This is a genomic window from Yersinia sp. LJYL362 (genome assembly GCF_048323875.1).
This window is the reverse complement of sequence record NZ_JBLWEX010000197.1, coordinates 1-15,485: the sequence shown is the minus strand read 5'-3', so window position 1 is coordinate 15,485 and position 15,485 is coordinate 1. Positions and strand designations below refer to the sequence as shown.

Sequence of the window (15,485 nt, the reverse complement as noted above, 5' to 3'; positions counted from 1 at the left end):
AATCAGTCCAGTAATCCCGTTTCAGCCGCTCTGACCAGTTCATCCACCACATAACGGATGTTGGGCAGTAACTGACGATTTTTCAGTCATAACGCACTGATGGGCATTTCACCACCGGAATGTCCGGTAAGAACTTCCTTTAACTCCCCACTTTGCAAGTCTTTACCGACGAGCCAGAACGGTAACTGAGATAGACCACACCCTGCCATCATGTCGGCCAGCATCGCATCACCATCAGCAAATTTATGGATAGGTAAAGACGTATTTGTAGATAATCCTCATTTTACCGATGTAGTTGCAGTCACTTATATTACTGAAATTAAAAAACTTTGAATTGGGTAAGGATGGTGGTGAGGGGAGGGGGGATAACGCCGGTAAGCAAGTGAAACAAATATTCACGTTTTAACCTTAGTCCCTCCTTCCCTATACTGGACACGAATTGATTCCAAGAATACTGTAGCTTGAACCATTTAGCCCCCCTAAATAGACATTTTGCTATTATGAATTGCATCAAATACATCATGCTTGTAATTACTCTTAGCGTACCGACTTTTTCATTTGCTGCACCTGATGTGCAAGTTGGTTTTTCTCCGGAAGGGTCGGCCCGTGCATTAGTGCTGAAAGTTATTGGAAGCGCACATAAATCTATTCAAATGATTGGCTATTCGTTCCAAGCACCTGATATTGCTAAAGCACTCGTGGCGGCCCGAAAACGAGGCGTTGATGTACGTGTTGTTGTGGATAAGAGGCGCAACCAAGTGAGCGCGAGTAAAGCTGCTATGTTGTATGTGATTAATAATGGCGTGAAGCTGCGTATTGATGGCCATTATCATATTCAGCATGATAAAACGATTATTGTTGATGGGCAGACGGTGGAGACGGGATCATTTAACTTCGCACCTTCGGCTGAGACTGAGAACTCAGAAAACGTCATTGTAATACGCGGAATGCCTGAAGTTGTTCAACAATATGTAACACATTGGAATTCACGCTGGGTGCTGGGTGTTCCTTTCAAACCTGTATATTAATCTGTGTTATAAGCGCAACTCTTCTATCTGAGTTGAGCTCGGCGGTGAGCCATGTTCGAGATAACCGTAAATACACGGATTAATACCATCAACCCAGTGTTTTGATTAATTATTCTACGTCCTCTTTTTTTAATTAACCTCGAGGCGTAATTGACCAATGACAAGGCAAGGCATGTGGTAGCCACTTTATAATCATGGCCGTTTGTCTTCTTACTGGTGTGAAAGCATGACTTATCAACTCAATCTTAATTGGCCCGAATTTTTAGAGAAATATTGGCAAAAACAACCTGTAGTATTAAAAAATGCCTTCCCGAACTTTGTCGATCCGATTACGCCAGATGAGTTAGCTGGGCTGGCGATGGAAGCCGAGGTAGACAGTCGCTTAGTCAGTCATGTAAATGGTCAATGGCAGGCGAGTAACGGGCCATTTGAGGATTTTGATAATCTGGGCGAAACCAATTGGTCACTACTGGCTCAAGCCGTAAATCACTGGCATGCCCCATCCGCTGAGTTGGTCCGGCCATTTCGTGTGCTACCGGACTGGCGTTTAGATGATCTAATGATCTCTTTTTCTGTCCCAGGTGGTGGGGTTGGACCTCATATCGATCAGTACGATGTCTTTATTATCCAGGGCATGGGTAGCCGCCGTTGGCGTGTGGGCGATAAATTGCCACTGAAACAGTTTTGCCCACATCCTGCACTACTGCATGTTGAGCCATTCACACCGATTATTGATGAAGATTTAGCTCCGGGCGATATTCTCTATATCCCACCGGGCTTCCCGCATGATGGGTTGACCCATGAAACGGCATTCAACTACTCAGTGGGCTTTCGCGGGCCAAACGGTAGGGATTTAATCAGTAGCTTTGCTGATTATGCGCTGGAAAATGATCTTGGCAGCGAGCACTACAGTGATCCTGATTTAACCTGTCGGGAACATCCCGGCCGGGTTGAAGATTATGAACTCGACCGCTTGCGCGGGATGATGGTCGATATGATTAATCAACCGGAGGATTTTAAACAATGGTTCGGACGCTTCGCTACGACACCGCGCCATGAACTGGATATTGCTCCAGCGGAACCTCCTTACGAACCGGCCGAGATTGTCGATGCGCTGATGGATGGTGAAGTCTTGTCGCGCCTGAGTGGCCTACGGGTTTTACACGTTGGTGACAGCTTCTTTATTAATAGTGAACGGCTGGAAACGGTTGATCCTAAAGCCGCTGATGCGCTGTGCCGTTACACTGTGATTAGTAAAAAAGAGCTGGGTGAGGCATTACATAATCCGTCGTTTGTGGCGGAGTTAACGGATTTGATTAATCAGGGTTACTGGTTCTTCGACGAATAATTTATCAATAGCGGCTTTTGAGTGAGTGTATTATGGTGTAATTCGAAAGCCGCTCAATAAGATATCCTGCAATACTTTTACTTCTGCATTAACAACGAGTTCAATATCTAAAATATAATCCCCTTGTTTTATTACTCTATCTTGTGAATAGAAAGTAAACCGGCACTTATTAACGGTAAATAATCCCAAGAGCAGTATGTCAGTGGGTTCGTTGTTTTTCGTGTTGGACGATTAAATGTGCGAGCAACCTGGCCAATATACCGGGAACAGTATTGTACCGATATATCAATAATCACTGAGCAAAATTAGTAAAAGTGGAAAGCGGTCTTCTGAAATCTTCTGGTTCAGGGGAAAGTGCGACAGTTCTTAAATGACGATTACAGATAAACCATATTTCATTGCGGTCATTGGACAAAATGTAATAGGCATCTGAGGTTTCTGATGGGTTGAATAGACCGAGTGCACGATATGCCGATGTTGCATTGAAACCACTCTGAAGTGACAGTGGTCGCGGGCCATTGTCCATTTCACTGATTCTCAGGTATAAACCTTGTTCGAGCCACATCATCTGCTAACCTCAAATTTTCGCATGTTCCAATAATTATAGTGTATATATTTTTATGATTTATAAGACTCATCTGTTAATCATCGAACAGAGTGCGGGTAGAGGATAGGTTATCACCTTGTTTGTTAGGCCATGACCTTGATACGTGGCAGAATATAAAAAATCATGACTGCAATTTCACCTGAGATGACAAATAAATAAATATGGATCGCTCCCGTATACTGAAATTCCTGCTGCCCTACCTGTGGCCTAAAAATAATCCTAAACTCCGCTACTACCTGATTGCTGCTGTCATATTTATGGTGGTTTCTAAGGTTAGCACCACTCTGGTCCCCCTGGCTTATAGGGCGATGATCGATACATTGAGCAGTGAAAATGCCAAAATGATGGCTATTCCTATCACCTTGATAATTGCTTATGGGGTAGCGAGAATCAGTGCTTCGTTATTTGAAGAATTGCGTAACGTCATGTTTGTGCATGTCAGTCAGAATGCGACTCGGTTGCTGGGCTTACGGGTATTTAAACAATTACATGATCTCAGTTTACGTTTTCATCTGGACAGGCAAACGGGCGGGTTATCTTTATCTATTGAGCGCGGTACACAAGCGGTCGCGACCGTACTTTCACGTATCTTGTTCTCTATATTCCCCATTTTATTTGAGATAACACTGGTCTCTCTTATTATGTGGCATCTGCTAGATGGCTGGTTTGCCGTTGCCATCCTGGCGACCGTTGTCTGCTATATCCTATTTACCGTCGTGGCGGTCAGTTGGCGCACCCGTTTTCGGCGCGAGGTCAATCAAGCCAATTCAGATGCCAACACCAAGTCCATCGACAGCTTGATAAATTATGAAACTGTAAAATATTTCGGTAATGAGCAGTTTGAAGCTGAGCGCTTTAACACGTCACGAAAACTGTATGAATATGCTGCGATAAAAAGTCAATTCAGTTATACCGCTTTGAGTTTGGGGCAAACCGCAATTATCTCCATAGGGCTGGTGGTGATGATGTCCATGGCGGCGCAAGGTATCACGCAAGGCCGTATGACTATCGGTGATTTTGTGTTGGTCAATGCTTATCTTCTTCAGTTGTATCAGCCGCTCAATTTCTTTGGTTTTATTTATTCTGAGATCAGACAGGCACTGATTGATATGGAAAATATGCTCGATTTATTGATGGTGGAAAAAGAAATTACTGATCGCCCTGATGCGCCCGCTTTACACCTTACAAAAGGAGAGGTGCGGTTTGATTCAGTCAGTTTTGGTTATGATCCGCGTAGACCTATTCTGAATAAAGTGAGTTTTACCATTCCAGCGGGTAAAACAGTGGCGGTTGTTGGCGCATCGGGAGCCGGTAAATCAACCCTATCTCGTCTACTGTTCCGCTTTTATGATGTGACTGATGGTGCGATTTATATTGATGATCAAGATATCCGCAAGGTGACTCAAGCGAGTTTACGTGAAGCTATTGGCATCGTGCCGCAAGATACCGTGCTATTTAATGACACATTGCGCTACAACATTGCTTATGGCAGGACCTCTTCTCATTTTGAGGAGATAGAGCGGGCAGCGAAACTCGCCCATATTCATGATTTTATCATTAGTTTGCCTGATGGTTATGACACGCGGGTAGGGGAGCGGGGGCTTAAGTTATCCGGTGGTGAGAAACAGCGGGTAGCAATTGCGCGCACTATTCTTAAAAATCCGGCTATCTTGATTTTTGATGAAGCAACCAGTGCATTAGATACCCATACTGAGCGCGAGATTCAGGCCCATTTACGAGAAGTTAGCCGTGATCACACGACGTTGGTTATTGCTCACCGTTTATCCACCATTATTGATGCTGATGAAATTATTGTGATGGAGGCCGGCACTATAGTTGAACGCGGGCGGCATGAGACATTATTGCTGAAAAATGGCCGATACGCAGCCATGTGGCAGAATCAATATCATGAAGAGGAGTAACTTGCGTTATAACACATTGCTTTTAAATACTATTCAAAAGGGTGCATAAAGAGGAGTGTGCACTCTTTTCGTTGATATTGATTGATTTGTGGAACTAACCGCCTGAAATGCTCTGTTGCGCAATGTATATCCAATGCTGCTTGATCGGGCCACTCCTCAATAAAAACGAAGCTACCAGGATCTTTATGATTGATATACAAATCATAGGAAATACACAACGGCTCAAGTTTTGTTCTTTCCACTAATTCTTTATAGAGTGGCATGACATCATTGATGTGCTCTAGTTTGATAAAGTCTTGTGCGATAACTTTTAACATAGGTCTGATAGCGCTAGGCTCCGGTAAAATGTGTGTAAGCAAATACCACAAGGGCAATCGCTATCATAATTATGGTTGTTTTCCTCATTTCAATTCTGTTCTCATTATCAATGGTAAGTTTCTATTGGGTTATCTAAACGATAACGGAAAATCTGCTAAAAAACATCGACCCATGACAAAATATAGAGGTTCAGTTTAATACCAGTAAAATCAATAACGCCCCTGACGTTGGGGTTTCTGCGGTTGGTTATTTCCTTTTTGGTTGATCTGCGTCTCGGTTTTAATATAATTATTTGTGTTAAATTGAGCAGTGTGCTAAGCCGCATGAGGGGGTAACATGTCAGCACTCGAGAAACTTGTTTCGGCATATTGCCATACCAGCCTGGATTTTGTGGCATCCACGGTTGCTTTTATGGAAAACCAAAAAAAGAAAATTAATGTTGATGAAATTGAAGCGAAGCTTTCGCCAGATGAATGCGATTTCTTCCGGGAAAGATTAGCTCATTACAGAGACATATATCGGCCTCAGTGATCCTAAGGCGGTTTGTTGTTCTTTCAACGTTAAATAAGCCGCCATCAGGCGGCTTATTCTATTGTAAAAATAGAACTTTCGGCGATAAGTCGCTGTTAGATTTTCTTGGTGGCAAGAATCACACTCGATGCTTTAAATAATGCTGTCACTTCACTTCCCGCAGATAACGCCATTTCTTCAAGGCTTTCATTGGTAATCACTGAAGTCAGTGCTAGCCCATTTACCGTAACAACTTCAACAGTAGAATTGATAGCACCCTTTGTGACCGTTTTTATTTTGCCTGTAAATTGATTGCGGGCTGAAAAATTCAAACCACAATCCAGAGAAGCTAAAATAATCCAAGGTGCTTTGATCAGGGCAATCGCCGGTTTTCCTACCACCAGACCTAATGTTTTGCAGCTGGCTTTGGTGATAACGGTGGTCAGTTTTTCGCCGCCATCTAAAGATAGAACAACTTCATCATTGACTGAACCTTCAACAATGGCATGGACTGTGCCAGATAATTGGTTTCTTGCAGAGATAGACATCGTATTCCCTCATTGTCATGGCTGATTGAATCCGAGCCGGGTAAGGTTCAAGCTCGACACTCCATTTGACCAAATACACCTGTCGGAGTACAGGCATGATACTTATAAGTGTTATAGAAAAAATAGACATGTGCTGGTGGTCACAACATCCCCCTCTTTTTTAATGAATCCCGTGCAAATTGCTCATAAAATAACCTTGTAAGCTAAAGTTAAGACAGGCAATGCATTGACTGTGAGGCCTGTTATGTACCAACAAATAAATGGCAATGAATACCGGCGTATCTTTGTTGTTGGTGATATTCATGGTTGCTATAAAAAACTGATGGATAGCTTGGGCCGTGTCGCCTTTGACCGCGCGTCTGATTTACTCATTTCTGTGGGAGACCTGGCTGATCGCGGCCATCAGAACACGGAGTGTTATGAACTGCTTAATGCATATTGGTTTCGTGCTGTTCGTGGCAATCATGAGCAAATGGCCATTGATGTGCTGGCCGGAGGTGAGATTGATACCTGGATGGCCAATGGTGGGCGCTGGTTTTTTCTATTGGAAGGGAATAATAAATATCAAGTTGAACAGCTGATTAAACAGGCTGGACAACTGCCTTTGGTCATTGAGGTTGCGACTGACAGCGGGAGATATGTTATCGCTCATGCTGATTATCCTTCAAATGAATATGTTTACGGCAAACGTGTTGATGAGCATTTAGTCCTATGGAACCGTAAACGTCTTAATGCGGCGATGGAGGGAGAAAGCGATGAGATTATCGGGGCAAATAAATTTATTTTTGGTCACACACCGCTGGTAAAACCATCGCTATTTAAGAACCAACTCTATATTGATACGGGGGCAGTATTCGGAAATACCCTGACTCTGATTCAGATTCAATAATGAAACGTGCTGGCAACAAAAGCACTGGCTATCACCCATCGTCTGCTGTTACCGATATGGGAAACTCAGCGAGTGTATTTTTAGTCCCATGGGGCAGTTTAGGGCGTTTTGTCTGTTGCTGTCTTATCTGTCCCGCCGCCATTTCGTATGGAGGCGGGTTTATGGATTAAAATGAGATAAAGCGTGACGTGTATTTATTCAGTAATAGAATGCGTGATAACAGGACTGAAGCCGCAAATACTGATAACAGTAATGTGAACCTCAATGTGACATCAGATAAGTTATATGCGCTGGCAATAAAATAAAAAATCCCATCATGCAAAATATACACCCCAATCATGGATGGGCTGATGTAGGCTAATGTTTTCTTTATCCATTCGCGTTTAGTGTCAAAGTTATCAAATATCACAAATAAACATAGACTCAGAACTAAAACATGTAAGTTATCGAGGAAGTAGCCTGCATTCACTGTTTTATACACATATATCGACATAAAACTTTCATAGTAATACATGGAAATTGCGGTCGGAATAAGCAGCACTTTTGCGACAAGGCGTATTCTCGGTATCTTGGTCATTTTTTGACAGATTTTCGAGCAAAGGAACCTACCGGTCATATAATAGAAAATCCATGTCCATAACCTGAAATACTGTGGAAAATCAATTAAATATGGTCTTTCGCTGAATGCACTAATTAAGTCGATAGAAACAGAAAAAATGACCAAACATGACAGGGTGATGATTGTCGTTCTGTTATTTTTTAATACCTTAGATATTATAGGGTTGATGAGGTAAATAATAGCAATACTGAATAACAGCCAACTTTGTAGGAAATAGCCCCGTTTGAAACCATCCTCATTGATAAAGTAGAAAAGCACGTTCCAGAAAATGATAATGGTGATGATTGATTTTAATTTTCTGAGTATATCTGCTTGATCTATCTCATCACTCGAATCGATATAACCAATAATCATAAAAAACAGTGGGGTAGCGATGATTGACAAAAAGTACAGAACACTCATCACTTCTCCACCTAAAAAACACTGTTCGGTACAGGTTTTACTGGCAGAATAAAAGGTCACGGCAGAAAAGCAACTTAATGTTTTTAGCGCATGTAAACCGACGTTTCTCATATAAATGTTCGGCTAAAAATAAGGTTAAATGAGATATCTAATGGTCGATGGCGGAGGTGTGGCATTAGAACCTTCCTATTTAGGCTACTAATTTTTCACTATTTTTACATACAATCCAAATGCTGTCACGCCTGGCAGATTCAACTCTAAATAAACAAACGAGAAATATTCTTTTGAGAAAAAGACGTTTCCTACACCCTCCGGTGTTGACTTCCTATATATCTCAAAGTGCCTCTATGGTTTACTCAAAAGTAAGGTGTTTCTGGGCTATCTTAATAATATTTAATAGTTTTTATTTCATCACAAACAGATGTGAGTTAACAATTCATAGAGTGCTGAAGCACTAGCGGGTGTGGCCAATATGATAAGCTGTATGATCGTTGATAACGATAAATATCAAACACTAGGTATGGTAGCTATCGTAAAAAAGATATTTACATCTCTAGGATTTAAAAAAGAGATCAAATTCTATCGAAAAGCATTTTATTCAGCAGATATCATTTTTATTGGGGTTGATGAGCTCAGTTTTTTTGATGCTCTAAAACGTTTGGATAAAGCGCCTTCAGAAGCAGACGTTTTTTTGATATGTGATGCCCGTTTGAATAGCTTTTTACAGGGTATTCCGAGGTTCAGCAATGTGACAATGATCTTCAGAGAAGACTGCGTCGATACTGTTACCAATAAAATTACGACTGTTTTCAAACGTAAGCTTCGTGGGCTTAAAGATAATTTATCTGAGCACAAATCCACGAGAGTCTTGAGCTTACAGTCGCCAGAACGGCAGTATTTGACACCCAATGAAAATATCGTGTTGAAATTGTTTAATGAAGGTTTTTCGGGCGGTGATATCGCCAGAATTTTGAAAAAGAGTGAGAAAACAGTCAGTGGACAAAAACGGTCAGCCATGAAAAAACTGGGTGCCCGCACAGACGTTGAGTTAATTAAAATGTTTATGTTCAAATAGTTAATATAAATAACGGACTGGATTTTAGGTTGCTTTTTCCGTCAACATCAGAGAATACCAAAGGGATTGTCTCGTGCTAGCGGGCAGGGATGCCAGCTTCAAAATCCGGGAATGCCCGGACAGCCCCAAAGCCATTTGGGGCTGTTTTTGGGGCTGTCGCGTCGTTTTAGTAAAAGCTAATCGGGACTAAATACTCTTTAATTTGGTAATCGTACTGTCAATATCAACTTCATGCTCAGAAAACGTGTAAGTGACATTTTGGAATGTTGTTATCGATAACATTTTCAATGGCACAGTTTTCTCTGAAATATCTTCTTCCTGCGGCCGGATTTTATTCATCAGTAAATTGACTGAAAGGATGGTGTTGGCTTTATCGACTTCAGCCTGTGCAGGCACTTCTTTAGTAAAAGTATTGAAAGACTTGATACTGGTGAGTTTGATTCTTTCATTGGCAATAAAGATGTATTTGCTCTCAATGGCCACTTTCACCGCAAATGCTGACAACCCTTTGGTATTGGTTGTTGGCTCGAAAGTCACTTCCGCACCTTTTTTAATCATCTCGGGATTAGCAACTTTAATAACGTGAAAATAACGGTTATCTCCGTTCTCATCGGTGATAAAACCAAAACCTTTATCTTCAAAAAAAGTTGTTATTCTACCGTTCATCATGCATCTCGTATTAGCTTATCCAATGGGCAAGTATAATACAGGTGAAACGCTTTCAGATACAGTCTGGTACTTTTATAGGGCCAGTTAGGGTGGGTTGTAAAAGAAAAAAATATGGATTTCTGTGCTAACAATTGAGCATAAAAGCTGGGTTTTTCACTTTTTCTCTGTTTTTTGTGATCTCTGCCGTGGACAAAAAACAGTTCTATTGCTGTACTGTATTCGACACACATTTTGTGTCCAACATTCACGTAAAGGTAAGTTTGATGTCTAAGATTAAAGGTAGCGTTAAGTGGTTCAATGAAGCTAAAGGCTTTGGTTTCATTACCCCAGAAGATGGCAGCAAGGACGTTTTCGTTCATTTCTCAGCCATCGCTAGCAACGGTTTCAAAACTCTTGCTGAAGGCCAGCGTGTAGAATTTGAAATCACGAACGGTGCCAAAGGGCCATCTGCTGCTAATGTTATCGCTATCTAAGTAGCCCATATCTCTTAAAACCCGCTTCATTCTTATCAGGCGGGTTTTTTATTTATAGCGTTGAAAAGGTTTTGATGGAGGGCGGTTAAAAGAGATATGCCCTTAAAAAAGCAACAGTGATAGCCAGACAAAAAATGACAGCCAGCCATTCGGTTCCTGTTTTGGGTAAACTAAACATAGGATCTATCCAGCACATCAGTCACCCCATTGGCTAACTGTTCTCTGCTAAATAATTATCCGGTTCGTAGATTAAGAAAACATTAAGATGGTGTAAACAGTGGTGCTCTTTTATCCATTGTTATTGAGCAGCAAAGTAATTAATTAATATAAAAGCCAGCATTGTCATGGCAAGTGAACCGGCCAGATTAAGTGCAATTGTGCCGGCAGCCCAAGCTAATTTCCCATCCTGAAGTAAATAAACAACTTCAACAGAGAAGGTTGAAAATGTCGTCAGGCCACCACAAAAACCAGTAGTAATGAGTAACTTCCAAACAGGATCAATGTGTGCGATGCGGGTGAACAGGGCTAATGTCAGACCGATAATAAAAGCACCGACCAAGTTTACAATAAGTGTTCCCACTGGGATATTGGGGGAAAAACTGTTTAACTTCATACTGACCAGCCAACGGGCGACACTGCCCGCACCACCACCAATAAATACCGCAAGCAATGTATTAAACATAAACACCTTTCTTTAGGGATACCGCCACGTCGGATTTTGCCGTTATTCAGCTTGCCAGTTCAATGCGGTTACGGCCATTGTCTTTTGCCAGATATAGTGCAGAGTCGGCGGCTTTTAACCATTGCTGATAGTTAATCATATCATGGCGGTAATCTGCGATGCCTGCACTGACTCTGAGTTGCAGCGGGGGGGCTTGGGTAAAAACTAAATCGGCCAGTCTTTCCTGAATTCGCATTAATACTTCCCGCGTTTGTTCGGCAGTGGTATTTGGCAAAATAGCACCAAACTCATCTCCACCATAGCGGCCAACAATATCAATAGCCCGTAATCCCAGCAGTAACTCTTCGGCAAGCACAGTAATAGCTTCATCACCGACGGCATGACCAAATGTATCATTAATAGATTTAAAATTATCAATATCCAGTAAAATTAGCGTGGCGCCATGTTGGTAGCGTCGGCAACTATCAAATTGATTATGTAACTGATGTTCCCAATGCCTGCGGTTGTAGAGCCCGGTTAATCCATCCCTGACACTGATACGTAATAACTCTTCTTTATTTTCAGCCAGACGTTTTGCCGTTCGATAAGTGACTAATCCAAGCAGGGAAGGGTAAATAATTATCATCGGTAAGCAGGCATATACCTGAAGCGGCGAGGTCTCAGGTTTAAAAGGCAAATTAAATATCCACGCGGTCAGTAAACTACAGGCTATCTGCAATGCCAGTCCTTTATAAAAAACGTTTTTCCCGCCAGAAGCAATATTGTTCATACTCATCATTGAGAGAATAACGACTGATGGCAGAGCATTAAATGACATAATTGCAACCCAAACACCTCCCAGTGCTGAGTCTATTTTCATATTTATGATTTCTTGCTCAAACGGCTGTTCGGAGCGTGAGGCCAGTAGATAGGCAATATGTGGCCATACTGCTCCATTAAGGGCAAGCATGCCCCATAGCCATAATGGGGCATTCTGAGTGTAGAGCACGGAGCCTACACAAAACATACCAATACCTAAACCAAATGCGCGGGGTAAATAAGTCCTTTTAGCAAAACTTAACCCGGATCTGCGGGTATTGATTCTACTTGAATAAGGCAATTGGCGGCTCCCTCGTTCTTTCTGCTTTGGGGGGATGTTAACGGCAATGTCTCATCCGGGATGAGTCAAAATAAGTGAGGATAGACTCTTGAGTAAATCATAGTTCACTAACGAAATCTGTTACATATTACTCTTGTTTTAATCGGTAATTTATTCGTAAATAGCGCATGCTTTAATAAACAGTACTAATCAAGAAGGTGTGTATGGAAGGTATCAGTATTACCAAATTGCTGGTAGTCGGCATATTGATTGTGTTGTTGTTTGGTACCAGCAAACTGCGCACGCTGGGTGCGGATTTAGGCGCTGCTCTGAAAGGTTTTAAAAAGGCCATGGGCAATGACGATACTCCTCCCGCTGGCACAACCGCAGAATCTAAAGCGGCAACTGAAGCCAAACCTCCAATCGAGCATAAAGACTGATTATATTTGCTTGGATTAGGCGTCATTTCAGTTACCGTTGAAAGTGGATGGTTTGTTAGCCGGAGCACTATATGTAATACGGTTAGTTGCCAGTAAATAACAACGGACTGATAACCCAAAAACGGATCTCCAATGGAAATCCGTCTTTGATTGTCAGCGAGTTAAGATGTAATAAAATATTTCAATCAATCGAGTCTGAACAACTATTCAGACTCGATTGGCTTATTTGACTTCCAACCCTTTTGCTTGCAGGTCTGCATGGTAAGAGGAGCGAACAAATGGGCCACAAGCTGCATGGGTAAAGCCCATTGCCATTGCTTCCGCTTTCATTTCATCAAACTCCGCAGGGCTCACATATCGCTGAACAGGTAAATGATGGCGGCTAGGTTGCAAATATTGCCCCAACGTCAGCATCGTGACGCCATGACGGCGCAAATCACGCATGACTTCCACGATTTCAGCATTGGTTTCACCCAAGCCGACCATCAAACCAGATTTGGTCGGAATATCTGGATGAGCTTCTTTAAAACGCTCTAATAATTTGAGTGACCACTCATAGTTAGCCCCTGGGCGAACCTGACGATATACCCGTGGCACGTTTTCCAGATTGTGGTTAAACACGTCGGGTGGTGTGACCGTCAAAATATCTAATGCGCGATCCATACGGCCACGGAAATCTGGCACTAATGTTTCAATTTTAATGGTCGGGTTTTTGGCGCGAATCGCTGAGATGCAATCTGCAAAATGTTGAGCACCGCCATCACGTAAATCATCACGGTCAACGGATGTGATAACCACATAGCGCAAACCCATATCTTTGATTGTTTGAGCTAATTTCTCTGGCTCATTGGCATCCGGTGTCACCGGGCGACCGTGGGCAACGTCGCAGAATGGGCAACGGCGGGTGCAAATCGCGCCGAGGATCATAAAGGTCGCGGTACCGTGGTTAAAGCACTCCGACAGGTTAGGGCAGGAGGCCTCTTCGCAAACCGAGTGCAGACCATTTTTACGCATTGCTGCTTTAATACCCTGAATGCGGCTGGAGTCAGCAGGAAGCTTGATTTTCATCCACTCGGGTTTACGCAGCAGCTCTTGGCGTTCGGTAACCACGGTTTTAATCGGGATTAGCGCCATTTTATCTGCGTCGCGGTATTTGACGCCGCGTTCCATCTGAATCGGTTTACTCATAATCGTGCAGGTTCCAGTTCTGAATCTCTCAACTTGAGATTTTTAATTAAATTCAACGGGATGTGGCGTCGTTAAAAAAATTTTGAAAATTGTTTAAAAATTATATCATCTTTAGCCTGTCCCATTCAGCCCCCAATTTTGTAGGCGTTTGTAAATAGCGCCGTATTGAGTGACTGTGGGGGCGTTATTCATACTTCACATTGCTTATTGCCGGGCTATTGTGCGTCTGGTGGTAAATAATCAGCCAATGACCACTGCTGCTGTTCGGCATCTGGATACCCTAGCTGATGGGTAAATTCGCGCACTAATATTGGTTGAACATCGGTCATAGTGGCACCTGCTTTCAGCGCGCTGACTTGCGTCATTTGCATGCCTGCGTAGCCACACGGATTGATGCGCTGGAAGGGTTCCAAATCCATCGCAACATTTAATGCCAGACCGTGGAATGAGCAGCCCCGGCGAATGCGCAGACCCAATGAACAAATTTTCTGTTGACCCACATAAACACCGGGGGCATCCGGGCGAGCTTGTGATTCAATGCCTAAATGGGCTAGCGTCTCAATCACGGTGTTTTCAATGGCGGTCACTAGCTGCCGCACACCCAATTTGGCCCGCTTAAGATCAATCATGATATACATGACTTGCTGACCGGGACCATGGTAAGTGACCTGGCCCCCACGGTCACTTTGGATAACCGGAATATCACCTGGCATCAGAACATGTTCGGCTTTTCCTGCCTGACCCTGAGTAAAAACGTGTTGATGTTCAACCAGCCAGATTTCATCTGCGCTGGTATCGCTACGAAACTCAGTGAAATTATGCATGGCTTGAGATACGGGGGCATAGGGTTGTAACCCTAGCTGACGTAAAATGATCTTGTGTTGTTGCAAGCGAGGCATCATCTGGTTACAGAAATGGTGGCGTCAGTATATCAGCCCAGCGGTGAGGTGGCACTATTTTGGCTGATGAAAGCGATAATTTGGCGGTAAAAAAATAAGGCCCGGCGGCTGAGTATGCCGAGCGGGCCATAGGTGTTTGGTCAGTATTTGAACGGTATTACAGTACCATTCTGACCAATTCAAGGTTACCCAATTCTTCATACAGCGTTTCCACTTGATCGATATGTGTCGCTGTAATGGTAATGGAAACAGAGTGATAGTTGCCTTTGCTGCTCGGTTTGACTTCGGGGGTATAATCGCCCGGAGCATGGCGCTGTACCACTTCAACTACCTGGTTAACCAGCTGAGGTTCAGCAATGCCCATTACCTTGTAGGTAAAGGGGCAAGGGAACTCAAGCAGTTCATTCAGTTTAGTTTTCATGTGCGCTCCTGGGGTTTGACGGACAGATAGTTGTCGGACAGGTGTTAGGATAAAAAATACCCGACGATAAAATTATAACTCCCGCCGGAGCGGGAGTTTCACATTATTTATAACGTGGGGGCAGTTTGCGGTTTTTCAAGCCCAGCGATTAGCCGAACCAGCGGTGGAACATCAGTTTGATGTAGTCCACCATGCGGCTGAAGAAACCACCTTCTTTCACTTCATTCATGACAACCAGTGGTCGTTGATCGATGGTTTTACCATCCAACTGGAAGTTAATCATCCCGACAACCTGGTTTTTCGCCAGTGGTGCATGGATTTCTGGAGTATTCAGAACATAGCTGGCTTTCAAGTCTTTCATTCGGCCAC

General features: G+C 43.0%; 18 protein-coding genes and 2 pseudogenes. 8 read left to right on the top strand and 12 right to left on the bottom strand.

Going from position 1 to position 15,485, the window contains the following annotated elements:
- Window positions 1-2 precede the first annotated feature (2 nt).
- Window positions 3-254, bottom strand: a pseudogene (locus ACNSO8_RS10105) (LysR substrate-binding domain-containing protein); the annotation flags it as partial.
- 246 nt (window positions 255-500) lie between these two features.
- Here ACNSO8_RS10105 and ACNSO8_RS10100 point away from each other — a divergent pair.
- Window positions 501-1,028, top strand: coding sequence for a phospholipase D family protein (locus ACNSO8_RS10100; protein ID WP_418394527.1), 528 nt, complete (start codon window positions 501-503; stop codon window positions 1,026-1,028).
- Between the two features lie 226 nt (window positions 1,029-1,254).
- Window positions 1,255-2,376 carry a JmjC domain-containing protein gene (locus tag ACNSO8_RS10095; RefSeq protein WP_418394525.1) on the top strand — a complete coding sequence of 374 codons (1,122 nt, stop codon included), beginning with the start codon at window positions 1,255-1,257 and terminating at the stop codon, window positions 2,374-2,376.
- Window positions 2,377-2,668: 292 nt separating this feature from the next.
- On the opposite strand, the gene ACNSO8_RS10090 is transcribed toward ACNSO8_RS10095, so the two are convergent.
- Window positions 2,669-2,944: a hypothetical protein gene (locus ACNSO8_RS10090; RefSeq protein ID WP_418394524.1), complete on the bottom strand. Its 276-nt coding sequence runs from the start codon at window positions 2,942-2,944 to the stop codon at window positions 2,669-2,671.
- Between the two features lie 200 nt (window positions 2,945-3,144).
- Here ACNSO8_RS10090 and ACNSO8_RS10085 point away from each other — a divergent pair, with 200 nt between their 5' ends.
- Complete coding sequence (locus tag ACNSO8_RS10085; RefSeq protein ID WP_418394523.1) at window positions 3,145-4,905, top strand: ABCB family ABC transporter ATP-binding protein/permease; 1,761 nt, start codon at window positions 3,145-3,147, stop codon at window positions 4,903-4,905.
- A 29-nt stretch (window positions 4,906-4,934) separates the two neighbouring features.
- Here ACNSO8_RS10085 and ACNSO8_RS10080 read toward each other — a convergent pair whose 3' ends face one another.
- Entirely contained in the window at window positions 4,935-5,222 is a 288-nt protein-coding gene (locus ACNSO8_RS10080; protein ID WP_418394522.1) for a putative quinol monooxygenase, read from the bottom strand.
- A gap of 337 nt (window positions 5,223-5,559) precedes the next feature.
- Between ACNSO8_RS10080 and ACNSO8_RS10075 the strand changes: the two genes are divergently transcribed.
- Complete coding sequence (locus tag ACNSO8_RS10075) at window positions 5,560-5,754, top strand: glycogen synthase (protein WP_050112607.1); 195 nt, start codon at window positions 5,560-5,562, stop codon at window positions 5,752-5,754.
- Between the two features lie 95 nt (window positions 5,755-5,849).
- Here the strand turns inward: ACNSO8_RS10075 and ACNSO8_RS10070 are convergent, their stop codons facing one another.
- Window positions 5,850-6,281, bottom strand: a complete 432-nt coding sequence (locus ACNSO8_RS10070) for a TOBE domain-containing protein (RefSeq protein WP_418394521.1) — start codon at window positions 6,279-6,281, stop codon at window positions 5,850-5,852.
- A 244-nt stretch (window positions 6,282-6,525) separates the two neighbouring features.
- Between ACNSO8_RS10070 and ACNSO8_RS10065 the strand changes: the two genes are divergently transcribed.
- The gene (locus tag ACNSO8_RS10065) at window positions 6,526-7,170 is read left to right on the top strand and encodes a metallophosphoesterase (protein WP_418394520.1); all 645 of its coding nucleotides are present in this window, start codon (window positions 6,526-6,528) and stop codon (window positions 7,168-7,170) included.
- 166 nt (window positions 7,171-7,336) lie between these two features.
- Here the strand turns inward: ACNSO8_RS10065 and ACNSO8_RS10060 are convergent, their stop codons facing one another.
- Entirely contained in the window at window positions 7,337-8,302 is a 966-nt protein-coding gene (locus tag ACNSO8_RS10060) for an acyltransferase (protein WP_418394519.1), read from the bottom strand.
- Between the two features lie 373 nt (window positions 8,303-8,675).
- Between ACNSO8_RS10060 and ACNSO8_RS10055 the strand changes: the two genes are divergently transcribed.
- The gene (locus ACNSO8_RS10055; RefSeq protein ID WP_418394518.1) at window positions 8,676-9,266 is read left to right on the top strand and encodes a LuxR C-terminal-related transcriptional regulator; all 591 of its coding nucleotides are present in this window, start codon (window positions 8,676-8,678) and stop codon (window positions 9,264-9,266) included.
- Between the two features lie 186 nt (window positions 9,267-9,452).
- Here ACNSO8_RS10055 and ACNSO8_RS10050 read toward each other — a convergent pair whose 3' ends face one another.
- Complete coding sequence (locus tag ACNSO8_RS10050) at window positions 9,453-9,932, bottom strand: cold-shock protein (RefSeq protein WP_418394526.1); 480 nt, start codon at window positions 9,930-9,932, stop codon at window positions 9,453-9,455.
- Between the two features lie 266 nt (window positions 9,933-10,198).
- Between ACNSO8_RS10050 and cspE the strand changes: the two genes are divergently transcribed.
- Window positions 10,199-10,408: a transcription antiterminator/RNA stability regulator CspE gene (cspE, locus tag ACNSO8_RS10045; protein WP_025377546.1), complete on the top strand. Its 210-nt coding sequence runs from the start codon at window positions 10,199-10,201 to the stop codon at window positions 10,406-10,408.
- 298 nt (window positions 10,409-10,706) lie between these two features.
- Here cspE and crcB read toward each other — a convergent pair whose 3' ends face one another.
- Both crcB and ACNSO8_RS10035 read right to left on the bottom strand, forming a co-directional pair.
- Entirely contained in the window at window positions 10,707-11,090 is a 384-nt protein-coding gene (gene crcB, locus ACNSO8_RS10040; protein WP_418394517.1) for a fluoride efflux transporter CrcB, read from the bottom strand.
- A 46-nt stretch (window positions 11,091-11,136) separates the two neighbouring features.
- On the bottom strand, window positions 11,137-12,189 hold the full coding sequence (locus ACNSO8_RS10035; RefSeq protein WP_418394516.1) for a diguanylate cyclase: 1,053 nt from the start codon (window positions 12,187-12,189) through the stop codon (window positions 11,137-11,139).
- A 203-nt stretch (window positions 12,190-12,392) separates the two neighbouring features.
- Between ACNSO8_RS10035 and tatA the strand changes: the two genes are divergently transcribed.
- Window positions 12,393-12,608, top strand: a complete 216-nt coding sequence (gene tatA, locus ACNSO8_RS10030; RefSeq protein WP_418394515.1) for a Sec-independent protein translocase subunit TatA — start codon at window positions 12,393-12,395, stop codon at window positions 12,606-12,608.
- A gap of 222 nt (window positions 12,609-12,830) precedes the next feature.
- Here tatA and lipA read toward each other — a convergent pair whose 3' ends face one another.
- The 4 genes and pseudogenes from lipA to ACNSO8_RS10010 form a co-directional block, all read right to left on the bottom strand.
- The gene (gene lipA / locus ACNSO8_RS10025) at window positions 12,831-13,796 is read right to left on the bottom strand and encodes a lipoyl synthase (protein ID WP_004712243.1); all 966 of its coding nucleotides are present in this window, start codon (window positions 13,794-13,796) and stop codon (window positions 12,831-12,833) included.
- A 215-nt stretch (window positions 13,797-14,011) separates the two neighbouring features.
- Window positions 14,012-14,698, bottom strand: a complete 687-nt coding sequence (lipB, locus tag ACNSO8_RS10020; RefSeq protein ID WP_418394514.1) for a lipoyl(octanoyl) transferase LipB — start codon at window positions 14,696-14,698, stop codon at window positions 14,012-14,014.
- Between the two features lie 154 nt (window positions 14,699-14,852).
- Complete coding sequence (ybeD, locus tag ACNSO8_RS10015; protein ID WP_005158389.1) at window positions 14,853-15,116, bottom strand: DUF493 family protein YbeD; 264 nt, start codon at window positions 15,114-15,116, stop codon at window positions 14,853-14,855.
- 148 nt (window positions 15,117-15,264) lie between these two features.
- A pseudogene (locus ACNSO8_RS10010) lies at window positions 15,265-15,485 on the bottom strand (serine-type D-Ala-D-Ala carboxypeptidase); the annotation flags it as partial.